This is a genomic window from Streptomyces clavifer, from assembly GCF_036345975.1.
GTDB classification, from domain to species: domain Bacteria; phylum Actinomycetota; class Actinomycetes; order Streptomycetales; family Streptomycetaceae; genus Streptomyces; species Streptomyces clavifer.
On the sequence record NZ_CP107793.1, the window covers coordinates 7,693,743 to 7,715,943 of the forward strand.

Here is a 22,201-nt window from a genome sequence, read left to right on the forward strand (position 1 = left end):
GGCGTACCGGCTGAACAGATCACCCCCAGGGGTGAGCGTGCCGGTGGCTGTGGCCGTGCCGGCGGATGCCGCACGTGCCGACTTCGTATCCCTACCGGAAGGATCTTCACCATGCGTGTACGCACCGCACTGTCCGCTTTCGCAGCGATGGCCGTGGTCGGGCTCGGGCTGGTCTCGGCGGCACCCGCCGTCGCGGTGTCCGGGGCGGCGTCCCACCCGGTGGCCGCCGTCCAGGCGGCCGACGGCCTCGACATCCACCGAGGCAAGTACATGACCCTGGGCGGCTGCCAGACCGCCGGACAGCAGGGCATCGAGCGCGGACACTGGGACCGCTACCAGTGCGCCGAGGGCTCAGCCTGGCCCTGGGTGTGGAACCTGTGGACCAACCGCTGAGCACATGACGCCGGCGGTGGCCTCCCCCACGCAGGAGAAGCCACCGCCGGCCCGCACCGGTCCGTACGCCGTGTGCCCCCGGACGCCGTACCCCGCCCGTGCCGCCGGGTACAGCGCCCAGGGGCCGCAACCCCGAAGGGCATTGACCGAATCCGGACCCGGGCCGGTACGCACCGGTGCCGTGACCGAGCCGTCTCCTGCCGCCCGGCAGCCGAACCGCCCCGGGCGGTACGAGACGACCACGTGCCACGGCCTCCACGGGCTGGTCGCGTTCCCCGGCCGGCGCGACCACCGCTCGGCAGGCGAGCTCGTCGATCCCGAGGCCAGGGCATCAGGCGCGACCCGGTCCGCCGCGTCGCCGAGCGGTCCGCGTCGCCCTCGGCGCTCGCCGTCACGCGTGTCGCGGCGGCTCCGAAGGCGTCGTGCCGCGGCCGGGCGCTCGCCGGTACCCCCGTCCTGCGCGACCCCCGGAATCCGCCCTGGGCCCCCGCCCGGCCACGGCAGGGGTGCTCAACGACAACGAGGGGAGCAGCGGCACCACTCCGCCCAGCGAATCAGGCGGGGCCGACCGCAAGAACACCGCGCCCACCGAGGCGCCAGTCGTGGAAGCGATCCCTTCCCGACTCCGGCAGCCCGCCCTCTGGCTGGGAGGTGACCGCAGACGCCTCGCACCCCTGCTCCCCGCACATCCGGGGATGGCCCCAACCGGCCGAACAACCCAACCGGGGCGCTTCTTACGGATCTTCGTTCCGGGGGTCCCGGCGGGCGGTACAGTCCGCGTCGTGGACATACCCGACTGGTTCGGCTGGATCCTTCTCGCTCTGGCCGTCCTGCAGGCACTCGCCCTCGTTCCCGTCATCCGCCGACTCCGCGAAACCGACTCCGCGGTGCGCTCCAAGGCGCGTCTCGACTTGCTGGACACCATGGGCAGCCTGGTACTTCTCGGCGGCCTGCTGCTGAGCCTCCTGCTGGCGGAATCCTGGTTCTGGCTCGCCCTCGCCGGCCTCGTGCTCAGTGGTGCCTCCTACGCCATGAAGGGCCTCAACCTGCTCCGCGCCCGCCGCCGTCGCGCAACCTGACCCGGCGCCCGCCGTGACCGGCAGGGAGACGCCGACGCCCCCGGCTCTCAGGGCCTGATGCTGGTCGAGGCCTGGCCGACCGGCGCCGCCTACGCTTGGGAGACCCGCGACCGGCGGCTGTGCTGGGCGTCGGCCACCGGCCCCGGGTTCTCCGAACTGTCCTGCACCGTCGAGCCCGTGCCCGTAGGAAAATCAAGGAAGGTGGATCCGCTCGCAACCCTGTTCACCGATGGCTGGGTTCAGCTCTTCGCCACCGACCACCAGCAGGTGACCTCCGCGACCTGTGGCGGCAGCCCCCTGGAAGTCCGCCGGGTCGGCACCGCCGCGCACGGCGTCCGGACGCTGTACGCCGTGCGGTTCCCGGACCACACGAAGGGCAGCATCGCGCTGCTCCTGAGCCACGACGGCACGACGTCCCGGGCCGCGCTCCAGCTCGACGACACGGGCGATCGCACCTGCACCGCCACCTAGCGGCATCCTGCCCAGCAGGTCGAGCTCGCCTCGCGAGCGCATCGACACCGACAGGAGTCCGAGCACGGTCCCTTCACGAGCACCCCGCTGCGCCGGGTGCGGGACAGGAAACGCTGCTGCCCGCCCACACGGGAACGCCATGCTGCGCGCTTACCGGCAGGCAGCGGCGATCCAGTCCGGTGCAGACGTGGCCCCCGGCCCGTGGACCGGGCCCGTCGTAGTCCGGGCGACCGTCGCCCTGACGAACCGTAGGCGCGGCCCATCTCCGCGACTGCAGGCCACGCAGCCTGCTCCCCGCTTGCGAGGAACGTCGCGTGGCCGATGCCCTGGTTCGGGGCCGCGATCACGCGAGGAGGAACGGCTCCGTCAGATGCGGCGTCGCCAGGTGCAGCGGCATGGCGGTCTCGCCGCCGAACATGCGCTCCCTCGAGTGCCTGGCCGCCTCAGGGTCGGCCTCGTGCGCGTAGGCGAGCTCGGGGTGGAGCAGCTGGAGCGCGTGTACCAGGAGGTCGCCGGTGACGAGCGCGCGTTCGCGCCCGTCGGCGACCAGCACGCTCTGGTGTCCGGGCGTGTGTCCGGGCGTGGCGACCGCACGCCCGGCGCGCAGCGGCGTGTCCCCGTTGAGGAGCCGGAGCCGTCCGGCGGCCGCGAGCGGGTCGGTGAGGGTCTCGCGAAGCTGCGGGTTGAGCGTGTCGATGGCGTCGAACTCGGCCTGCTGGAGCAGGTATTCGGCGTTCGGGAAATAAGGGCGGCGGCCGCCGGCCGAAGCGCTGCCGTCCACCGCGCCACCCGCCGGCGGGACGGCCGCCTCGGTCACGACCGCCCACCCGACGTGGTCGGTGTGCAGATGCGTGAGCACCACGGTGTCGACCTCCGCCGGGTCGATGCCCGCGGCGGCGAGTGACTCGGGGAGCACACCGGGCACGGGCGCCCACGAGCCGGCCGGGCTGTCCGCCGGACCGATCCCGGCGTCCACGACGGTGAGGCCCTTGTCGCCGCGGATCGCGTACGCGCGGAACTGGAGCCGCCAGCGGTCCTCGGCGTCCACCGCGCCCGGGTCGTAGCGGTCGGCCTCGGCCCACTGCGCGGCCGTGGCCTCGGGGAAGGCCTCGGCGCGCGGGGAGAAGAACGGGCCCTCGCCGTCGGCGAGGGCGATGATCTCGGTCGAGCCGATCCGGAGGCGGGGCACGCGGAGGGACATGAACGCGATCCTGCCATGCCTTCACACGGGTGGTGCTTGTCCCATGCGTGATGATCTCGATGTGGGGACACCGACCTTGCGAAGAGGATTGCGAAGACGGCGTTCTCCCTGCCGACTTGCCTCCGACGGCGGCGGTACGAGGCGCACTGCAGGCGGGTGACCGACGCGGGGCCCGACGAGGACGCCGCACCGAGGCGCGACAGGGAACTCACCTTCGGCAACAGGCACTCGACCTTCCGTCCAAGAAGCGCGGGCACACGGCACCCGGGGATTCGACGGTGACCATCCGGCCGGGGGTGTGGGAGCGAAAGCCTCTCGCTCTACCCTGACGAACCGGGCCCGGTCTCGACTGGTGCCCGTACAGAGTGTGGGGGACAGGCCCCGGTCACGGGACGGGCCGCACCACGACCGAGGCCGCCCGTGGCACGACCAGGCCGACCCGTGGTGACCGGGCGGCCCGGCCTCATGCGCATCGTCCGGAGCAGCGGCATCGATTGCCGCATTCGTGGTCAGGGAATGGCTGTCGCCGCGATCGACACGGCCCGGGAACCCTGAAGGGCATCGCCGGAATCCGGCCCTGGCCGTAGGCCGTTCGTCTCATGCCGCCTTGGACGGTTCCGCGCCGGGCAGGCCGAGTAGACCCCGTGCCACGGCCTCCACGGGCTGGTCGCGTTCCCTGGCCAGAGCGATCACTGCTCGGCAGGCGAGCTCGTTGATCCCGAAGGCCAGGGCATCGGGCGCGACCCATCCCGCCGCCTCGTCGAGGCGGTCCGCGTCGTCCTCGGCGCTCGCAGTCACATAGGTCGCGGCGGCTTCGAAGACGTTGTGCCGCGGCCGGGCCGGGTCCCGCGGCGGAACGGGGACGGGTGGATGGGCGGTGAAGACCTTACGGAGGGGGGCGAGCGCACGACGAACGGCGATCATATGAATCCGCCTTCCCTGAGACGAAGCGGTCGTTACCGTATACCGCTCACCCATCAAGTCTTCCACTGAGCAACGAAGTTCGAACAGGATCGGTCCGAGAAGCACAACCAGTGCACAGACGGACGGCGCCGGCGCAACTGGATGTGAAGCGTAGGCCGCAGGCGGAGAGGCTGACGCCGAGCGCCTGGGAGGAGCTCCAAGCTGCTCTTTCCGACGTGGGCTCGTTCCGTCGGGGCCGCCGCCCGCTGGTGGTCGAGGGACTCCCCGCCCGTAGCAGGCTCAGCGAGGACCGTGTGCGAGCCGTAGTCGATACGAGTGGAGGCCCCCGAACCGTTACGGGTCCAAGGAGGCTTCCTGCTGAGCTGCCGCTCGTCGGCGCGCCCTTGCACGGCTTCCTGGAAGCGATCAGCGAAGGGCCCCTGCCTTGCCTCCGCCAGGCGGATGCAATTCCTTGCTCGGCGTGGGGCAGGTCAAGTACCAGTCGATTCGTGGGTTTTCATCTCTACGTGTCAGGTGCCGAGGCGGGCGCCCGGCTTGCGCCGGTGTGAGCTGGGGCACATACCAGGGGATCCATGACCACTCCTCGGTCATATGACTACGGGGAACTGGCAGGTAGCGGGCCGTTACCGAAGGGTAGTTGCGTATTGAATGTCCCGTCGATGCCTGGCGGGATGAAATTCGCGTACTCGTGCATGAACGATCGAGCGTTCGGGGCGCTTGAGTGGTCGTCACATAGCTGCGGCTGCGGGCCAAGTGCCCGGTAGGGGCGCTACTTCGTCCTCGCGCGAAGAGGAGTCATGAACGACAACGAGTACGTCAAGCACATCGGTGGCAGCGGGGACCCGATCGGGGTCCACCTCCGCCTGCCACTGAGTTACCAGGCCCTGTACCTGGCTGACCAGACGGCCTTCCACGACTACGCCTTCGCCGTCCTGGACGACGACGAGGCTGCCGAGGAGTCCGTGCACACCGCAATGCTGCGGGTACAGGACAACTGGGACGAACTGCTGGTCGAGAGAAACATGCAGCAACAGGTCTGGGCGATCATGCGCCAGACCGTGGAGGAGTTTCGGCAGGACCGCGAGGATCGGGCCGCGATAACGCAGGGCCTGGACGACTACCGCCGGGGACTGCACCGCCTGAACAGCGAGCAGGGCGTCTTCGAAGCCCTGGCCGCGCTGCCGCCCCAGCAGTTCGACGCTGTCGTCCTGCGCTACAAGCCCCAGCGCATCGGCTGGTACATGGGCATCAGTGAGCAGACAGTCGCTTATCACTGCCGCCAGGGCAAACAGCGCCTCGAACAGGCCGTGCCCACGCTGCTCAAGAAGGACGGCGAGGCCCGCACCGGGGGACCGCAGCGAGACGGACACGAAGGACTGACGCCGTGAGCAGAGCGAAACTCAATCATCCCCGTCCCGCCGACACTGTCGAAGAGATCCTTGCCAAGACCGGCGAAGCCCTAAGGGCCCGCCGCCGCCCCTTTGACGAGGCGACAGGCCTGCGCCGCCTGGCCCGCGAAGCGGCGCTCCCCAAGTCACGCGAAGCACCCCTGGTGATGCGGGCCCGCCGCCAGCTGTCCGTGATGGCGCGCCTGTACCTCAAAGGCCCCGGGGCGCCCCAGCACGTCGAAGAGCTGGCCGCTTGCCTGGGTGACGACGGTGAGGGCAACCTGCACCCGCCGTTCGAAGACCTCGACATCGAAGGGGCCCAGCTCTTCGGCTGCATGCTTCACCTCGCCGGTCATGCGCAAAGCGCGCAGTTCTGGTGGGAACTGGCCGCAGGCGCCGGCCACCTCGGTGCCGCCTACTGCCTCTACCTCCATCACACCGGACAAGGCGCCCGTACCGAAGCCATGCACTGGGTGGACCAGCTGCACCTGCAGGCCATCGATCTCGACAAGGAGTTCCTGCTCGGCGCCGCACGCTTCACCCGGTGGATGCACGAGCACCGTCCGCCGGCTGCCCACCCTGACCTGCTCGAGGAAGTCGTGAGACTGGCCGTGCACCACAGCGACGAGCAGACCCTGGTGTGGCGGCCGGAACGGCAGATCGCCGACCGTCTTCACCACTCGGGCCGGCGTGCCTGACCACCGAACCCGCAAGCGCTCAGACCCGAATCAGGACACCGAGGACTACGTCCATCTCCTGCCGCGCGAGCGTTCCGAGCCAGGGGTCGCCCGCCTGATCCTGGCCGCGAGCCGGTGCCGCGGTCCAGGTGTACGCGCTGCCCCTCGTCTCATTCCAGGATGAGCTGCCGGACGGCGGGGCGTCCTCTCCGATCCGAGCTCCGTACGGCCGCACCCGGCCGATCCGGAGCGGCTGCCGCGACCGACTCGTCCGGCCGGCGCACCGGAGGGCGGCGCTGCCGGCGAGCCCCGCCCTCCGGCACGCCGCGTTATCGGCTGTGGAGGCCGGCCGAAGTGGGCCACCGGGCAGCCCAGGTCATGAGGAAGCCGCACGATGCATGAGGGGCCCGCCGCGTGGCAGGCCCCTCATGGTGTCGAGGCTTCCCCCGACGGCGAGACCCTCGTTGGCGCGAGGGACTCTGTAATCCGCAAGCGTGTCCAAGGTCAGGAACAAGCGCTGTGGATAGCGGCCACGGTGGGCCGCTGCTCCATGGTTACGAATCCAGGAGCAGTAGGGCCAGCGTAGTGGACAACATTGTTTGAAAGCGAGTTTCCTGAAGATCTCCCACAAGGCGTTGAGCTGGACAGACAGCAGCGTGGCGGGTTTTCGGAGCTGTGTTGTTCAGTTCTTCACCCCACGTGCTTATAGCCAGTTCGGGTATTCCCAGCCACCCGATCGGGTGATGGCCATTGCGGGCCAACCGCCCATACCGGTCGACGGGTTGGTGCCTCTGTGACCCCAAGGAAGATCGCTTGGAAACAAGCGCGGACATCGTCCTCTCCGCAGGGTTATTCAAGATTTCGGCCGTCGCATGCTCTGCCGGCTTCCAGCGTGGTGGAAGCGCCTATACGTGCGGCAGTATGAATGTGTAAGCGGTCGGATCCGTTGGGGTGTTGGCGCACCCGTCAGTCGGCGGTGACGACCTTGTCCGAGGTCGAGCAGGGTCCCTGTCCTCATGTCGAGGTACTCCCTTGCCTTAAGCAGGGACCCTGTTTCTTTCAGGAGAAGAAGCAGTGGAGATCTACGCACCCCTTCCCGGCGGCATCTGCCTGCCCTATCCCTACTACCCTCTGCCCAAGTTCCGCCTGCCGCGGGCGCCTGACGCGGTCCGCGCGACCCGCAAGAGGATCACCGACACCACACGCGGGTTCGCACGGTCTCTGCGTGCCACTCTGTACGCCGCCGCCGGTGCCGCCTCAGTCGCCGGTACCACACTGATCGGCATCGACCCCGTCGAGGCGACCTCACTGGGTCTGAACGTCACGGCTGCGCTGTTCGCCGTCGCACCGCTCCCGGCCAAGCAGAGCATCGTGGCTGACGAGCAGTCCGGCACGGGCACCACCGGCGACATCGAGATGACGGTCCCGGCCTCAAGGCCCCGTGACTCCGGGGACCATCGACGGTGGAAGCGCTCCGCGCGCCGCTTCGTCCTCAAGCACAGCCCGCAGCACACCTTCCTGGCGGAGGCCTGAGATGGCACGCCCCGAAAGCCCCATCTGGGTCGGAGCCAGCCCTGAGAACCGGTCCCTGGTCCTCGCCATGCGCGAACTGCGTACCGAGAAGGGGATGCCGTACACCACCCTGGCCCCGCTGTGCCACTACTCGGTGGCCACGCTCTCCACCGCAGCCTCCGGCAAGAAGGTCCCGAGCTGGGAAGTCGTCAAGGCGTACGTCCTGGGCTGCGACCCCGACACCGACCTCACTCAGTGGAGGAGCCTCTGGGACGCGGCCCGGCTCGCAGGAAACCCTCGGCCCGCACCGGCCGCACCTGCTGTGGCGCCCGCAGCGCCCAACCGCCGTGAGCGCCGCCGTCGTCAGCGGTACCCCGATCCGCAGCCGCTCGAACTGCCCTCGGAGTCGCTGGCCGAGCTCCTGCGCACGGCTACGATCTCGATGCCGCGGCAATCGCATCAGCGCCCGGGGCGCGACGACACGATGCGGACGGCACTGATGCTCTGCACGACGCCGGCCGACTTCACCGGGCTCCTGCGGGACCTGCGCCAGCACGCCGACCTGTCCGTCCGTGAGATAAGCGACGTCGCTTCCCAGAGGCACGGCATCCCGATCTCCAAGTCGGCCGTCCATGACATGACCAGCGGAGGGAAGCTGCCGACCACCGAGCAACTGCACGCCTACCTCCTGGCGTGCGGTATCGACCGCGACGAAACGACGATGTGGCACCACACAGCCACCCGTCTGAAGATCTCGCAGATCCGTGAAGCGGGCCGCCCGACGGCCACACCGATCCGTGCGGCTTTCGAGAAGATCAGCCACATCGGGTTCGAGGCCCTCATGACTACCGTGATGACGCTGTTCGTCATGCTCGTCCAGGTCAGCCACATGACCGAGGGCCTTTTCTAGAACGGCGACACATCACGTGAGCCCCGGCCGGCTTCCACGGTCGGGGCTCACTGGCTCGAGGATCACCCAACAGTTCGCTGCCTTCTGCTCCCCGCGTACGCGGGGATGGTCCCCACGGTAGATCCTTCGGCCCTTCCCAACGCAACACCGTTTCGATATGAACATCGAAGCGATGCGGGCGCTGGAGGCATGCTGGCAATCGCGATCCCCGGCTCCCTCGCCGAAGGCCCCCTGCCCGGCCATGAGCTGCGCCGCCACGTCACGGCACTGACCGGTTACAGCCGTCCGGACAGCTACGGCACGCTCTACCCGGAGCCGGGCGTGGTCACTTACCGGGACGACGAGGAGTACCACGCCGCCCACCCCTGAGAGCGGGTTCCCGGCCTCCTGGCACCGGGCAGTCGTCGCGCGGGTCGCCCAGGAGGTTCCGACGCCGTCCATCGCATTCGCCGACGCGGTCGCAGCCGAAGCCCCGCCGCACGGCCGGGGCCGTACTGCGGCAGACCGGACGACGAACGAGGGGGTACGGCGGTGAGCCACGCACTGCGCCCTTATCAGCAGGAGGCCGTCGAGGCGATCAGCGCCGGCCTGCGCGAGGAGGGCCGCGGCCGGCTACACGCGGCATGCGGGTCCGGCAGGACCCTCATCTCCGCCATGACCGGGGCCCGCCTGGTGCCCGCCGGCGGCCTGCACCCCGACGAGCACGCCGGCTTGCGAAAACTCACCGGGTGCGAACGCGGCGAGGCCGCAATGCGCTTCGGTGTTCTGGCGGCCCGGCCCGAAGGTGAATTCGCAGCTTGCTGCCCGGCCGAGCAGGACACCCAGGACTCCAGCGAGCACGGACGCGTCGTCGTGCCCGGGGAATCAACCGTATGCGGCACTCGGGTGGACCGGCTCAACGAACAGCCGATCCATCGAACCCCGCATAGTTGTCGGGCAGCGGGAGTTCTGCCCAGATGGTCTTGCCGCCGGCCGAATACCGAGTGCCCCAACTCTGAGTCAGCTGGGCCACCAGCATCAGCCCGCGGCCGCCCTCGTCGAACCCGGCCGCCCGGCGCAGATGGGGGGCGGTGCTGCTGGTGTCGGAGACCTCGATGATGAGCGTACGGTCCAGGATCAGCCGCAGCCGGATGGGGCCGGAAGCGTGCCGGATGGCGTTGGTGATGAGCTCGGTGACCACCAGCTCAGTGGTGAACACCGCTTCCTGGAGCTCCCACCACGTCAGCTGCCCGTCGATGTCCTTGCGGGCGACCCCGCAGCTCGCCGGGTCGGCGGGGATCTCCCACGACACCACGTGCGCTGCGTTGAGAACCCGGGTGCGCGCCATCAGCAGAGCCACGTCATCGCCCGGCGCCCCGCTCGGTAGCAGCGCCTCAATGACCGCCCCGCACCGGGCATCGAGCGAGACGGCCGGGGCGGCCAGCGCCTCGTGCAGCACGCGGTAGCCCTCGTCCATGTCTTGATCGCGGCGCTCGACCAAGCCGTCGGTGAACAGCGCCAGCACCGACCCTTCGGGCAGCGAGAACTCCGCCGATTCGAACGGCAGCCCCCCCAGGCCCAGTGGCGGCCCAGCAGGCAGATCCATGATGGTGGCCCCGCCCGTTTCCGGGTCGATCAGGACGGGGGGCGGATGTCCGGCCCTGGCTACTGTGCAGGCGCCGGTGACCGGGTCGTAGACCGCGTACAGACAGGTGGCGCCGATGTCCCCGGCCGTCTCCTCACCCCCGGTCTCCTCGGAGAGACGGAGCACGAGGTCGTCCAAGTGGGTGAGTAGCTCGTCCGGCGGCAGATCGACGTCCGCGAGCGTGCGTACCGCGGTACGCAGCCGCCCCATGGTCGCCGATGCCCGCACCCCGTGCCCCACCACGTCGCCCACGATCAGGCCCACCCGTGCCCCGGACAGCGGGATCACATCGAACCAGTCGCCGCCCACCCCGGTCTGCCCGGCCGCCGGCAGGTAGCGGGAGGCGACCTGCACGGCGCTGCGCTGCGGCAGCCTCTGCGGCAGCAGACTGCGCTGGAGCGCAAGCGCGGTCTCCCGCTCCTGGGTGAACCGCTGCGCATTGTCCAGGCACACTGCGGCCCGCGTCACGATCTCCTGCGCCACCAGTACGTCGTCCGGCGCGAACGGATCCGGGCGCCGGTACCGCAGGAATTGCGCAACCCCCAGCGTCACCCCGCGCGCCGACAGTGGCACAGACAGGATGGAGTGCACCCCCAGCTCCCTGGCGTGCCGCGCCCGCAGCGGTTCCTGCTCCGCCCAGGTGTGGAAGGCCGGATCGTCCTTGTGCAGCACCACCGGCTCCCCCGAGAGTACGGCCCGCACCGGCGAGGACGCGATGGCGTGGTCCCACACCTGCCCTGTCTCCACCAGCGCCTCAGGGGTGTCCTCCCGGGTGGAGCGGTGCGCGACCCGGCGCAGGGTCAGCACGCCGTTCTCCAGCGACGGCGGGGCGTCGCCGTGCAGGTACGGGGTGGCGAGCAGGTCCACGCTGCCGAAGTCGGCCAGCCGGGGGACGCACACATTGACCAGCTCCAGGGCGGTGCGGCCGATCTCCAGGGTGCTGCCGATCCTCCGGGAGGCGTCGTTGACCAGCTGGAGCCGGGCCTGCGCCCGGTCCTCGCCGGATATGTCGACGGCGGACAGCGCGACCCCCACCAGCTCGCCCCGTGTGTCCCACACCGGGGCGATCCGTCCCAGCCAGGCGTGCTCGCGCGGCTCGCCACCGGTACGCAGACGGGTGCGGACGTCCCTGGGCCTGCCGCTTTCCATCGCCTGGCGCAGCTGCTCCTCCAGTTCGATGCTCTGCGGCTTGCCGCCGATCTCCGACAGACGTAGGCCGCGAGCCTCATCCTCGGTGAGCCCGATGACCTGCTCCATCGCGTGGTTGGCGCGCCGCAGCCGGATTTCGGTGTCGTAGAGGGCGAGAGCGTTGGGCGCGTAGAGGAACGCTGGGCGGGGCAGTTGGTCGTCCTCCTCGGTGCGTTCGGTGCCGGCCAGAGGGCTGACGAGCAGCCACCCTTCGGAGCCGTCTTCGTGCTGCTGGAGCCGGTGGGCCAGCAGCCGTACGGTCAGCCGCCGGCCGTCGCGGTGCCGCAGTTCCACGGTGCCCCTCCAGGGCATCGGCCGCTCGTCGCCGGACGGGGCGGTGGCGGTGGCGGCGACGGGATCGGCGAGTAGCTCGGCTGCCGAGTGGCCCAGCATCTGCGCCGCGGTGTGGCCCAGCAGCCGCCGGGCACCGTCGTTCCAGTGCGTAATTCGGCCGGAGCCGTCCAGGAGGGCGCGGGCAGTGGCCGCCTCGTCCGGGACCAGGCCCCAGGGGTCGTCCCCGCCCCGGGAGGGTTTTCCATAACCGACAGTGCTCACCTCCCCAGCCTGGGGCATCAGTGAGCAGGCCGACAGCCAGAGAACGCCCGCCGGGGACTCCGTGCGGATCGTGAGACGGCGCAGTCCGCTGGTAGTACGGGGGTGGAAGATCAGGTTCTCGAGCATTCAGATCTTTTTTCATCGCCCGGTTGCCGGGCGCGTCTCGTTGGTGATGCGGGCCCGCGGGAGCTGGGCCGTGGCAATGGTCACCGCTCCTCCGCTGCTGCCACGGCTGACCGCCCCTTGATGAGGCGGGACGTTGGCCGGAAGTCGGGCTAGTACTGCGGTTTTTGGGCACATGAACTCGATGTCCGCCACGGCGATGATGGCGTTCACGACCTGGCCGTCGACGCACTTCACCTCGGAGATGAAGCACAGCCGCTTCGCCAATCGTGCCGCCGACCTGCATGGCTGTGTCCCCCGGGTCATGCCTTCGACAGAGGGACACAGCCATGCCGAGCCAGGAGGCCAGCGGCCCCGTTGCGGGACCGCGAAAAACATGACGAGGGGGCGAGGAGGCCCCGACGTCGCGTAGCCCGGTGGTGGGGGAGTACCCCCCCGTGGCAACCACGAGGACAGAGTTGTCCAGGCATGCCCTGACGTCGGCCTGGCTGTCAACCAGCAGGACCTTTCAGGGATCGATCAGGGTGTTCAAGCTCCTGCTGGTCGCGGTGCAGACGAGATCGACACGTTCGTCGTCATCTCCCCGTAGCAGCCATTCGGCGCTCTCCCACGGCCTGGCCGACCGAGCGGACAGGCCCCGGTACCGTGGCCTGGGGCAGGCACCGAAGCGGGCTGCCCGGTTCCCCTGGGCGGGAGCCAAGTAGCCCGCTGGGTGCTCAGGACTCTATGGGACGGGTCAGAGCGCACTGCTGCCGTTGATGATGCAGCCCGCCTCGAGCTCCTCCTCCTCGCTGTGCGCGACGACCTCCGGCTCGATGTCGTCCTGCTGCTCAGGGTTCGTGTTCTCGGGCATCCTGTCCTCCTTGATGGACGGCGACGGCTACGCCGGCTGGGACAGAAGGTACGAGCCCCCGGTATGGGAACGCCTGGCCGCGAGTTCGGTACCGGTACCGTGGCCCGGCAGCTCTTGGGCCGGTACGAACCGGCCGCTGCACGCCGGCCGTCGGCGGGACCGCCCGGCTACGGAGCAGACCTACTCCTTGGCAGCTATGGCTGTGGGGGCCACGGCCCGCTGCCGAGATTGTTCCGTGTGGTTACAACCAGCACAAATGACTGACTGTCATGTGTGCTGGAGTACTGGGAACATGAACTTGACTGAGTACCTCGGTCAGGGCTGCCGCGTGTCCGGCCGCTGCCCCCTGGCGTATCACGCACCGAGCTGGATAGCCCTGAGCCGCGGATCCGGGCGGCCGCACTGCGGCGGGATGGCAGTGCCGTTCACGATCCGCGGATTGGTTCGGCGAGATTGCAGGTGACAGCAGTGCCGGTGGGGAAATCGTCGCCCGCGGCCTCAGAGCGTCGTGACCACCACGCGCTGGGCGTACGGCGCGCCTTCGAAGTTGCTCACGCTTGCCGTGACTTTCACCGGGTCGCCCTCTCCGAACGGGAGATGGTTGCCCGACAGTGTGCGGGCGGTGATCGCCACCGTGTGCTTCTGCCCGTCACAGGTCAGTTGGGAGGGCTGCACGGTCGCGACTCCGCGGGGGCTGTTGATCTGCGAATCCCGCTCGTCGGCCAGCCGCCACGCTATACCCAGGTAGAGGGTTGGGGCCGGATCGCAGGAGTACGTCACGTAGGCCGTGATGCCGTCCCTGTTCTGCGTCGTCGCAGGGAAGTACGTTGCCTCGCCCACAGTGACGGTGTTGTCCTTGCCGAAGATCGTCGAGTCATCCCCGGCCAGGGCCGGGGGAGCGGCGGCCAGGGTGCCCGCTCCGGCGAGGAGCGCAGTGACGGCGACGACGGAGACGCGGCGTCGCAGAGCTAACAAGTGCATGCTGAACTCCCCTTGTCCACCGACGGTTTGCCGGTCCAGTCGTGGATCTTCGCAGCTGCCCGGACACGTGTCCAGAGTGCGCCGCGCGCCCGCAGCGGGCCCTGACCCCGGCGGCACTGCCACGACGGTCGAGGTGGTCGGGGTGGTCGGACAGCCGGTGAGCCAGGCCGTGGGCGCGGGGTCGAACAGGACACGGCCGTCGATGTCGTCGGTGAGGAAGCGGGGCGGGCGCTGGGTGAGCCGCGTCAGGCCCACGTCTCCGTGGGCGGCAAGGTCCGCGGGCACTCTGCACCGGAGTTGCCGCCGCCGACCACGACGACGTGCTGCCGGGCGAGAAGTCGGAGGGCCGCCGTCCGCTGCCGGTGGTGCGCAGTCGGCATCCGGTGAACGTCTCGTGGCCGGTCCGCGTATCCCTGACTGGGGCATCCGCGAGATCGGTACAGAATCCCTGCTCGTCCGTGATCTCCATCGGCTCGGTCCTCGCCGTCCACGTCCCGCTCCTGCTCACCTTCAGCCTGCTGGGGACCCCATGGCTCTGGCTCAGCTTTCCCGCGGCCGCGGTCCTCTCAGCCGCCGCAGCGATGCTCATCCTCCGCCGCACACACCTGCCCGAACGGGCGAATCCACGGTCCGCGCCGTGAGCTTGCCGACGTGGCGGCACGCGCGCTCGACCAGGTCCCGCATCTGTCCGGCGGTGACGGGTCGGGCGTCGTCTCCGGTCTCGTCGCCGCGGTCCCCGTCCCGGTGATCGCCGAGGGCCGATCGCGCCCCCTGAGCAGGCCGCCCAGGCCCTCGCGGCGGGCGGGCTCGGTCTCGTCGTTGGGGCCGCCATCACCGTACCGGCAGCTCTGACCAGGACCTTTGTGGCTGGCCTCACGTCCTGAGGCGGCGGTGGGCGCGGTACGGGCGCCGGTTAGCCTGAACGGCATGCGTGTCATCAGGGACCTGCCGGCACTCGCCGCGGGCGAGGGGGACGTGCCCTTCGTGATCCAGGGGTACGAGGAGTTCGTCGCCGCCGACACGACGTGGAACGAGCACTCGCACCCCTGGCACGAACTCCTCTGGAACGAGTACGGGACCTCCACCGCCGTCGTCGGCTCCCAGGTGTGGTGCGTCACGCCGACGCTGGGGCTGTGGATGCCCGCGGGACAACTGCACTCCGCCTCCGCGGTCGCCGGAACCTCCTACCGCGCCCACTTCTTCCGGCACGGCACCCGGTCGGCACTGCCCGACGTGCCGGTGGCCGTGGAGATCACCCCGCTGCTGCGGCTGCTCCTGGAGCGGATCGAGGAGCCCGAACTGCCGCCGGCGTCCAGGGCGGTGGCCGAGGTGATGGTGCTCGACGTCCTGCGGCCCTCGCCCAGGGCCCTGCTGGTGCAGTTGCCCACCTCCGCGTTGCTGCGGCCGATCGTGGACGCCGTACGCGGCGATCCATCCGACCAGCGCACGCTGACCGGATGGGCCGCCGCGCTGGGATGCAGCGCCCGTACCGTCACCCGCGCTTTCCAGAGTGAGACGGGCACGAGTTTCGCCCGCTGGGTCGCCTCGGTGCGGGCCCAGCACGCCGTGCACCTGCTGTCCCTCGGCTTCGAGGTCGACGTGGTGGCCGACGCGGTCGGCTACCGCTCGGCGAGCGCCTTCGGCGCTGCCTTCCGGCGGACGACCGGCATGACTCCCGGCAGGTTCCGGGTGCGCTGAGGGGGCTGCCGCGCCGGAGCGCCCGCACCGTTCTGTGTGTCCCGATCGCTACAAGGGCTGTCGGGAAAGCTTGATTGATCCACACGCCCCAGCTCCATACTCTTTGCAGGCAAGCCTTACCTAACTAGAGTGAAAGTTGAGCACGGGCCGATGAGAACTCCACGCCTCCGCACGCTCGCCCTCGCGGCGGCCCTCCTGATCGGTCTCACCGCCTGCGGCGGCACCGACGGCACCGACGACAACGCCGCCGGTGCCGACGCCAAGAACTCCGGCCAGTTCCCGGTGACGGTCAAGCATGCCCTCGGAACCACCGTGGTCCCCAGCAAGCCCAAGCGTGTCGCCACCGTGAACTGGGCCAACGAGGAAGTGCCACTCGCCCTCGGCGTCGTCCCCGTCGGCATGGCCAAGGCCAACTTCGGCGACGACGACGGGGACGGTGTACTGCCCTGGACCGAGAAGCGCCTCAAGGAACTCGACGCCAAGACGCCCGTCCTGTTCGACGAGACCGACGGCATCGACTTCGAGGCCGTCGCCGACACCAAGCCCGACGTCATCCTCGCCGCGTACTCCGGGCTCACCGAGCAGGACTACGAGACCCTCAGCCAGATCGCCCCCGTGGTGGCCTACCCCGAGGCCGCCTGGGCTACCCCCTGGCGCGACATCATCCGCCAGAACAGCAAAGCCATCGGACTCGCCGACGAGGGTGACAAGCTCATCGGCGACCTCGAGGGACAGATCGGCAAGACCGCCGCCAAGTACCCCCAGCTCAAGGGGAAGACGGCGATGTTCATGACGCACGTGTCCTCCAAGGACGTCAGCGAGGTCGGCTTCTACACGACCCACGACACCCGCACCCAGTTCTTCACCGACCTCGGCATGAAGATCCCCGCCAGCATCTCGGGGCCGTCCGAGTCCACGAAGAAGTTCGTCCTCACCAAGAGCGCCGAGCGCATCGACGACTTCAACGACGTCGACATCATCACCGGCTACGGCGACGACACCGGCGAACTGCTCAAGGCCCTCAAGGACGATCCGCTCACCTCGAAGCTGGCTGCCGTGAAGCGGGGCTCCATCTACCTGCTGCCCGGCAGCACCCCGCTGGCCACCGCCGCCAACCCCACCCCGCTGTCGATCCCGTACGTCCTGGACGACTACGTGAAGGCACTCGCCGAGGCCGCGGACAAGGCCAAGTGACCGTCACCCCCACCCCGGTCGCGCCGGACGCCGTGCTGATACGGCGTCCGGCGCGCGTCCGCGTCCTGTGGCTCCTCATGGTCGCCGCGGTCCTGGCCGCCGTCATGGTGGCCTCCCTCGCCTTCGGCTCCCGCGGCGTCGCCTGGTCCGACGTGTGGGCGGCACTCGGCGGCGCGGAGGCCACCCTGGAGGAGGCCGCGGTCGCCAAGCGCATACCGCGCACCCTCCTCGCCGTCGTCGTGGGCGCCGCCCTCGGACTCTCCGGCGCGGTCATGCAGGGGGTGACCCGCAACCCGCTGGCCGACCCCGGCATCCTCGGCGTCAACATGGGCGCCTCGCTGGCCGTGGTCACCGCCATCGCCTACTTCGGGCTCGCGTCGGCGGACGGGTACATCTGGGTGGCGATGCTCGGGGCGGCGCTGACCGCCGCCTTCGTGTACGCCATCGGCTCGCTGGGCCGCGGCGGCGCCACCCCCCTGAAACTGGCCCTCGCCGGTGCCGCCATCACGGCCGCGCTGACCTCCCTGGTGAGCGCCGTCGTCTTGCCGCGCAACGACATCTCCGACACCTTCCGGCTCTGGCAGATCGGCGGCGTCGGCGGCGCCTCCTACGAGCAGCTCGGCAGCGTCCTGCCGTTCCTCGGCGCCGGTTTCGTCATCTGCCTGGCCTCCGCACGCGCCCTGAACTCGCTGGCACTGGGCGACGACCTGGCCGCCGGACTCGGCGAGCGGGTGGCCCTCGTCCGGGGTGGCGCGGCGCTCGGTGCGGTGGTGCTGTGCGGCGCGTCCACCGCCGTCGCCGGACCGATCCTCTTCGTCGGTCTCGTCGTACCGCACGTCTGCCGGCTCCTGGTGGGTGTGGACCACCGCTGGCTGCTGCCGTTCTCCGCGCTGAGCGGCGCGGTCCTGCTGACGGCCGCGGACGTGGTGGGCCGGGTCGTGGCACGCCCGGCCGAGATCGACGTGGGGATCCTGACCGGGATCATCGGCGCCCCCTTCTTCATCCACATCGTCCGACGCCAAAAGGTCAGGTCCCTGTGAGCGCACCAGCGGTCCGCGTCCCGTCGTCCACACAGTCGGCCGTCACCCGGGCACGGGTCCGCGGCGCGAACCGGCGCCGGCTCCTCGTCCTCACGCTGCTGGTCCTCGTAGCCGCCGCGTTTCTCACGTCCCTCATGGCGGGCCACACCTTCTATCCGGCCGGTGACGTGCTGCGCGTGATCATGGGCGAGCAGGTGCCGGGAGCGTCCTTCACCGTCGGCACGCTGCGACTGCCGCGGGCGGTGCTGGCCCTGACCGCGGGCTTCAGCTTCGGCATGGCCGGCGTCACCTTCCAGACCATGCTCCGCAACCCGCTCGCCAGCCCCGACGTCATCGGCATCACCGCGGGAGCGAGCGCGGCGGCGGCCCTCGCCATCGTGACCTTCTCGATGAGCGGGACCGGGGTGTCGACCGTGGCGATAGCCGCGGCCCTCGGGGTGGCACTGCTCATGTACACCCTCGCCTTCCGGGACGGGGTCGCCGGCATTCGGCTCATCCTGATCGGCATCGGTGTCGCCGCCCTGCTCGACAGCGTCACCTCCTACGTCCTGTCGGAGGCCGGCGAGTGGGACCTCCAGGAGGCGATGCGCTGGCTCACCGGCAGCCTCAACGGAACCACCTGGGCGGAGACCGTGCCCGCCGTCCTCGCCGTGCTCGTGTGCGGCCCGGTGCTGCTGTCCCGGGCCCGTGACCTGAGCGCGCTGAGCCTGGGCGACGACACGGCCTCCGCGCTCGGCGTCCGCGTCGAACGCACCCGCGTGATCGTGATCGTCGCGGCCGTCGGACTGATCGCCTTCGCGACGGCGGCCGCCGGACCGATCGCCTTCGTCGCCTTCCTCTCCGGCCCGATCGCCGCCCGCCTGACGGGAACCGGCGGCTCCCTGCTGGTCCCGGCCGGACTGGTCGGTTCCCTGCTCGTGCTGGTCGCCGACTTCACCGGCCAGTACGCCTTCGACGTCCGCTACCCCGTGGGCATCGTCACCGGCGTCCTCGGCGCGCCCTACCTCGTCTACCTGATCGTCCGCACCAACCGGGCCGGAGGCTCGCTGTGACCGCGTCCCACACCCTCGCCACCGAGGACCTCGAACTCGGCTACGGAGACCGCGCCGTCATCGAGGGCCTGGACCTGACCCTCGCGGCCGGACGGATCACGGTGATCGTCGGCGCCAACGCCTGCGGCAAGTCGACGCTGCTGCGCGCGATGTCCCGGCTGCTCGTGCCGCGCACCGGCCGGGTCCTCCTGGACGGCAAGGAGGTCCACCGCACCCCCGCCAAGGAACTCGCCCGCACCCTCGGCCTTCTGCCGCAGTCACCGGTCACTCCCGAGGGCATCACCGTCCTCGACCTGGTCGGCCGGGGCCGCCACCCCCACCAGCGCGCCTTCTCCCGCTGGACGGCCGAGGACGACGCCGCGGTCGCCGCCGCGCTGGAGGCCACCCACACGACCGACCTGATGGACCGGGCCGTCGATGAACTCTCCGGCGGCCAGCGCCAGCGCGTGTGGATCGCGATGGCGCTGGCCCAGCAGACCGACCTGCTGCTGCTCGACGAGCCCACCACGTTCCTCGACATCAGCCACCAGATCGAGGTCCTCGACCTGTTGACCGACCTCAACCGGTCCCGCGGCACCACGATCGTCATGGTCCTGCACGACCTCAACCTGGCCGCCCGCTACGCCGACCGGCTGATAGCCCTGGCGTCCGGGCGACTGCACGCCTCCGGAACACCCGGGGAAGTAATGATCGAGGACACCATCCGGGCCGTGTACGGCATGGAAAGCCGCGTCATCGAGGACCCGGTCTCGGGCAAGCCCCTCGTCCTGCCGATCGGACGCCACCACTCGACGACCGCTGCCGCCGAAACCGCGGCCGGGTCGCCGCAGCACACGGCCGGGTCGCCGCAGCACACGGCCGGGTCGCCGCAGCACACGGCCGGGAACCGCTGAACCATGATCAAAAAGCTCGCCGCGATCCTGCCCGACCTCACACCCTGGCGCTCCTCCCGGGACTTCCGCCTCCTGTGGGTGCAGGGCCTGGTCACCTATCTCGGCAGTGTGATGGCGCTGATCGCGCTGCCGCTCCAGATCAAGGAACTGACCGGCTCACCGCTCGCGGTGGGCGCGATGGGCGCCGTCGAACTGGTGCCACTGGTGGTCTTCGGCCTGTACGGAGGCGCGCTCGCGGACGCGGTGGACCGGCGCAAGGTCATCGTGCTGACCGAAGCGGGGCTGGGCGTGCTGGCCGCCCTCCTGCTGCTGAACGCGCTGCTGCCCAGCCCCATGCTGTGGCCGCTGTACCTGGTGGCGGCCGGGGTGGCCGCACTGGCGGGACTCCAGCGTCCCGCCCTGGACTCGCTGCTGGCCCGGATCGTCCCGCACGACCAGCTTCCCGCCGCCGCCGCGCTCAACGCCCTGCGCTGGCAGGCGGGCGCGATCGGCGGACCCGCACTGGCCGGCCTCGTGGTGGCGTACGCCGGGAACGTCCCCGCCTACACCACCACCGTGGTCTGCTTCTTCGGGTCGGTCCTGATGTGCCGTCGGCTCTCCCCGGTACCGCCCGTCGAGCACGCCGCCAAGCCGTCGTTGCGCGGCATCGCGGAAGGGGCGAGGTACGCCTGGTCGCGTCCGGTGCTCCTCGGCACGTACGCGGTGGACCTGGCGGCGATGTTCTTCGCCTTCCCCAACACCATCTTCCCCTTCCTCGCCGACGAGCTCGACGCCGACTGGGCGCTGGGCCTGATGTACTCGGCGGGCGCCGTCGGGTCGCTGCTGGTGAGTCTGACCAGCGGCTGGGCGTCGCGGACACCGCGGCACGGCCTGCTGGTGGTCTTCGGCGCCGCCGGCTGGGGCCTGGCCATGGCGGCGGCCGGGTGGGCGTCGAACGTCTGGCTGGTACTGGCGTGCCTCGGCCTCGCGGGAGCGGGGGACATGCTGAGCGGTCTCGGCCGCTCCACCATCTGGAACCAGACCATTCCCGACCGGCTGCGCGGGCGGCTCGCCGGCATCGAGGTCCTCTCCTACAGCGTCGGTCCCCAGCTCGGCCAGGTCCGCGCCGGGGCGATGGCCGGCTGGACCGGTGCCCGCCCGGCGATCTGGAGCGGCGGACTCGCCTGTGTCGCCGCGGTGGGCCTGCTCACCGCCGCGCTGCCGAAGCTCGTCAGCTACGACGCCCGCACCGACGAGGACGCGCTGCGCCGCCGGGCCGACGAGAGCACCGGAACGGCACCGGCCACCCCGTGACATCGCGTCGCCCGCTGCTCCCGCAGCCACCGGGCCGCGGAGGCGGGCCGCATGCCGGGTGCGGGCAGGCGCGTGGATGGCCGGCCCTCGCAGTCGGGCACCTTCATCCCCGGCCAGAACACCGACTTCGCCCTGGACGCCTACGACACCAAGGGCCAGGGCATCCTCCGCACCCGGGTACCCAAGGGCACCTACCTGCTGGAGACACCGGTCCAGACCCGCAAGGGCACCCAGGCCGACCCGGACACCCGCAAGGGCGTCACCTGGGGCTTCTCCGCCGGGCAGCACCAGCCCGGCAGCGGAGACGACAGCCTTGAGGTCATCTTCAACGAGCCGACCCCGAAGGCCTACCAGCGGGGGAAGACCTACACACAGACGTTCAACGTCGGAGTGTTCAGCCCCAAGATCAACACCTACAACACCGCCCGCCGCTCGGGCAACGACCTCAGCTTCTGCATCGCGGAGTACACCGACGGCGCCGGCAACATCGGCCTGTCGACCGTCACGAAGCAGCAGACCCGCGTCACCGCCGACGGCAAGAAACTCCTCAACTCCGAAGAGGGCCTCTGCCAGGACGTCTACGGCCTGCCGTCGAAGAGTGCCGCCTACCGGATCAGCACGGACGCGACCCGCTCCACCAAGGTCGCCGGCGTCACCACCCGCCTCACCGCCGCCTGGACCTTCCGCTCCAAGAAGACCCCGGCCGACAACTACACGGTGCTCCCGCTCTCCTCGGTCCGCTTCGCCCCGAAGCTCGACCTGCACAGCCGGGCCGCAGCCGGGAAGAAGCTCACGGTCCCGCTCACCCTCCAGGGTCCGGCAGCCAAGAGCTTCAAGAGCCTGTCCGTACAGGTCTCCTACAACGGCGGCAAGACCTGGTCCAAGGCCCCCGTTCTCACCAACAAGAGCAAGCGGACACTCTCCCTCAGCCACCCCAAGAAGGCCACCTCGGTCTCCCTCAAGGCCAAGCTCACCGACAGGCAAGGAAACACCTACCAGGTCACCATCGTGAAGGCCTACCTGCTCAAGTAGTCGGCCCTCATGACCGCCGGCCTGCGCACGCCGTGTCCCGCCCGGGGAAGCCCCGGGCGGGACACGCCGGCTGCCGGGTTCCACGTCCGGTTCGCACAGCGCGGCGAGGGCCGCCTCGCC

General features: G+C 70.2%; 21 protein-coding genes and 1 pseudogene. 18 read left to right on the forward strand and 4 right to left on the reverse strand.

Annotation, left to right across the window (positions count from 1 at the left end; all coding sequences use genetic code 11):
• The first annotated feature begins 111 nt into the window (after window positions 1-111).
• The 3 genes from OG927_RS33265 to OG927_RS33275 all read left to right on the forward strand — a co-directional run bounded on the left by OG927_RS33265 (window position 112) and on the right by OG927_RS33275 (window position 1,943).
• The gene (locus tag OG927_RS33265) at window positions 112-393 is read left to right on the forward strand and encodes a hypothetical protein (protein WP_056791278.1); all 282 of its coding nucleotides are present in this window, start codon (window positions 112-114) and stop codon (window positions 391-393) included.
• A gap of 782 nt (window positions 394-1,175) precedes the next feature.
• Complete coding sequence (locus OG927_RS33270) at window positions 1,176-1,472, forward strand: hypothetical protein (protein ID WP_330319464.1); 297 nt, start codon at window positions 1,176-1,178, stop codon at window positions 1,470-1,472.
• Window positions 1,473-1,529: 57 nt separating this feature from the next.
• Window positions 1,530-1,943: a hypothetical protein gene (locus OG927_RS33275; RefSeq protein ID WP_124283573.1), complete on the forward strand. Its 414-nt coding sequence runs from the start codon at window positions 1,530-1,532 to the stop codon at window positions 1,941-1,943.
• A gap of 343 nt (window positions 1,944-2,286) precedes the next feature.
• Here the strand turns inward: OG927_RS33275 and OG927_RS33280 are convergent, their stop codons facing one another.
• Both OG927_RS33280 and OG927_RS33285 read right to left on the reverse strand, forming a co-directional pair.
• Window positions 2,287-3,144, reverse strand: a complete 858-nt coding sequence (locus tag OG927_RS33280; RefSeq protein ID WP_330319463.1) for an MBL fold metallo-hydrolase — start codon at window positions 3,142-3,144, stop codon at window positions 2,287-2,289.
• A gap of 597 nt (window positions 3,145-3,741) precedes the next feature.
• On the reverse strand, window positions 3,742-4,068 hold the full coding sequence (locus OG927_RS33285; protein ID WP_330319462.1) for a hypothetical protein: 327 nt from the start codon (window positions 4,066-4,068) through the stop codon (window positions 3,742-3,744).
• Between the two features lie 797 nt (window positions 4,069-4,865).
• Here OG927_RS33285 and OG927_RS33290 point away from each other — a divergent pair.
• The 6 genes and pseudogenes from OG927_RS33290 to OG927_RS36090 form a co-directional block, all read left to right on the forward strand.
• Window positions 4,866-5,456 carry a sigma-70 family RNA polymerase sigma factor gene (locus OG927_RS33290; RefSeq protein WP_330319461.1) on the forward strand — a complete coding sequence of 197 codons (591 nt, stop codon included), beginning with the start codon at window positions 4,866-4,868 and terminating at the stop codon, window positions 5,454-5,456.
• Window positions 5,453-6,154, forward strand: coding sequence for a hypothetical protein (locus OG927_RS33295; protein ID WP_056791292.1), 702 nt, complete (start codon window positions 5,453-5,455; stop codon window positions 6,152-6,154). The genes OG927_RS33290 and OG927_RS33295 overlap by 4 nt, the downstream gene beginning before the upstream one ends.
• A gap of 1,053 nt (window positions 6,155-7,207) precedes the next feature.
• The gene (locus tag OG927_RS33300) at window positions 7,208-7,666 is read left to right on the forward strand and encodes a hypothetical protein (protein WP_330319460.1); all 459 of its coding nucleotides are present in this window, start codon (window positions 7,208-7,210) and stop codon (window positions 7,664-7,666) included.
• A gap of 1 nt (window position 7,667) precedes the next feature.
• Window positions 7,668-8,555, forward strand: a complete 888-nt coding sequence (locus tag OG927_RS33305) for a helix-turn-helix domain-containing protein (RefSeq protein ID WP_319108039.1) — start codon at window positions 7,668-7,670, stop codon at window positions 8,553-8,555.
• Between the two features lie 189 nt (window positions 8,556-8,744).
• Window positions 8,745-8,924: a hypothetical protein gene (locus tag OG927_RS33310; protein WP_319108041.1), complete on the forward strand. Its 180-nt coding sequence runs from the start codon at window positions 8,745-8,747 to the stop codon at window positions 8,922-8,924.
• A 162-nt stretch (window positions 8,925-9,086) separates the two neighbouring features.
• Window positions 9,087-9,215: pseudogene (locus tag OG927_RS36090) on the forward strand (DEAD/DEAH box helicase family protein); the annotation flags it as partial.
• A gap of 235 nt (window positions 9,216-9,450) precedes the next feature.
• On the opposite strand, the gene OG927_RS33315 reads toward OG927_RS36090, so the two are convergent.
• On the reverse strand, window positions 9,451-11,922 hold the full coding sequence (locus OG927_RS33315; protein WP_330321285.1) for a SpoIIE family protein phosphatase: 2,472 nt from the start codon (window positions 11,920-11,922) through the stop codon (window positions 9,451-9,453).
• Between the two features lie 1,474 nt (window positions 11,923-13,396).
• Window positions 13,397-13,879 carry a hypothetical protein gene (locus tag OG927_RS33320; protein WP_157866823.1) on the reverse strand — a complete coding sequence of 161 codons (483 nt, stop codon included), beginning with the start codon at window positions 13,877-13,879 and terminating at the stop codon, window positions 13,397-13,399.
• Between the two features lie 458 nt (window positions 13,880-14,337).
• Here OG927_RS33320 and OG927_RS33330 point away from each other — a divergent pair, with 458 nt between their 5' ends.
• From OG927_RS33330 to OG927_RS33370, 9 genes are all read left to right on the forward strand, one after another.
• Window positions 14,338-14,520 (forward strand): hypothetical protein, encoded by a 183-nt coding sequence (locus tag OG927_RS33330; RefSeq protein ID WP_124283568.1) that lies wholly within the window; start codon window positions 14,338-14,340, stop codon window positions 14,518-14,520.
• Window positions 14,521-14,530: 10 nt separating this feature from the next.
• The gene (locus OG927_RS33335; protein WP_157866824.1) at window positions 14,531-14,731 is read left to right on the forward strand and encodes a hypothetical protein; all 201 of its coding nucleotides are present in this window, start codon (window positions 14,531-14,533) and stop codon (window positions 14,729-14,731) included.
• Window positions 14,732-14,806: 75 nt separating this feature from the next.
• Window positions 14,807-15,577, forward strand: coding sequence for a helix-turn-helix transcriptional regulator (locus OG927_RS33340; protein ID WP_056791310.1), 771 nt, complete (start codon window positions 14,807-14,809; stop codon window positions 15,575-15,577).
• Between the two features lie 150 nt (window positions 15,578-15,727).
• Window positions 15,728-16,771, forward strand: a complete 1,044-nt coding sequence (locus tag OG927_RS33345; protein ID WP_056791313.1) for an iron-siderophore ABC transporter substrate-binding protein — start codon at window positions 15,728-15,730, stop codon at window positions 16,769-16,771.
• Window positions 16,772-16,848: 77 nt separating this feature from the next.
• On the forward strand, window positions 16,849-17,811 hold the full coding sequence (locus OG927_RS33350; RefSeq protein ID WP_079100729.1) for a FecCD family ABC transporter permease: 963 nt from the start codon (window positions 16,849-16,851) through the stop codon (window positions 17,809-17,811).
• Complete coding sequence (locus tag OG927_RS33355; protein WP_330319459.1) at window positions 17,808-18,863, forward strand: FecCD family ABC transporter permease; 1,056 nt, start codon at window positions 17,808-17,810, stop codon at window positions 18,861-18,863. The genes OG927_RS33350 and OG927_RS33355 overlap by 4 nt, the downstream gene beginning before the upstream one ends.
• The gene (locus tag OG927_RS33360) at window positions 18,860-19,756 is read left to right on the forward strand and encodes an ABC transporter ATP-binding protein (protein WP_330319458.1); all 897 of its coding nucleotides are present in this window, start codon (window positions 18,860-18,862) and stop codon (window positions 19,754-19,756) included. Before OG927_RS33355 ends, OG927_RS33360 begins: the two co-directional genes overlap by 4 nt.
• Before the next feature lie 3 nt (window positions 19,757-19,759).
• Entirely contained in the window at window positions 19,760-21,049 is a 1,290-nt protein-coding gene (locus tag OG927_RS33365; protein WP_330319457.1) for an MFS transporter, read from the forward strand.
• Between the two features lie 72 nt (window positions 21,050-21,121).
• Window positions 21,122-22,081, forward strand: coding sequence for a hypothetical protein (locus tag OG927_RS33370; protein WP_330319456.1), 960 nt, complete (start codon window positions 21,122-21,124; stop codon window positions 22,079-22,081).
• Window positions 22,082-22,201 lie beyond the last annotated feature (120 nt).

What these genes read in the sequence shown, in the direction of transcription:
- OG927_RS33340 (WP_056791310.1), top strand. Translation starts at nt 14,807, where the DNA reads ATGCGTGTCATCAGGGACCTGCCGGCACTCGCCGCGGGCGAGGGGGAC.
- OG927_RS33285 (WP_330319462.1), bottom strand. Translation starts at nt 4,068, where the DNA reads ATGATCGCCGTTCGTCGTGCGCTCGCCCCCCTCCGTAAGGTCTTCACC.
- OG927_RS33350 (WP_079100729.1), top strand. Translation starts at nt 16,849, where the DNA reads ATGGTCGCCGCGGTCCTGGCCGCCGTCATGGTGGCCTCCCTCGCCTTC.
- OG927_RS33265 (WP_056791278.1), top strand. Translation starts at nt 112, where the DNA reads ATGCGTGTACGCACCGCACTGTCCGCTTTCGCAGCGATGGCCGTGGTC.
- OG927_RS33305 (WP_319108039.1), top strand. Translation starts at nt 7,668, where the DNA reads ATGGCACGCCCCGAAAGCCCCATCTGGGTCGGAGCCAGCCCTGAGAAC.
- OG927_RS33310 (WP_319108041.1), top strand. Translation starts at nt 8,745, where the DNA reads ATGCTGGCAATCGCGATCCCCGGCTCCCTCGCCGAAGGCCCCCTGCCC.
- OG927_RS33320 (WP_157866823.1), bottom strand. Translation starts at nt 13,879, where the DNA reads ATGCACTTGTTAGCTCTGCGACGCCGCGTCTCCGTCGTCGCCGTCACT.
- OG927_RS33365 (WP_330319457.1), top strand. Translation starts at nt 19,760, where the DNA reads ATGATCAAAAAGCTCGCCGCGATCCTGCCCGACCTCACACCCTGGCGC.
- OG927_RS33345 (WP_056791313.1), top strand. Translation starts at nt 15,728, where the DNA reads ATGAGAACTCCACGCCTCCGCACGCTCGCCCTCGCGGCGGCCCTCCTG.
- OG927_RS33290 (WP_330319461.1), top strand. Translation starts at nt 4,866, where the DNA reads ATGAACGACAACGAGTACGTCAAGCACATCGGTGGCAGCGGGGACCCG.
- OG927_RS33275 (WP_124283573.1), top strand. Translation starts at nt 1,530, where the DNA reads ATGCTGGTCGAGGCCTGGCCGACCGGCGCCGCCTACGCTTGGGAGACC.
- OG927_RS33280 (WP_330319463.1), bottom strand. Translation starts at nt 3,144, where the DNA reads ATGTCCCTCCGCGTGCCCCGCCTCCGGATCGGCTCGACCGAGATCATC.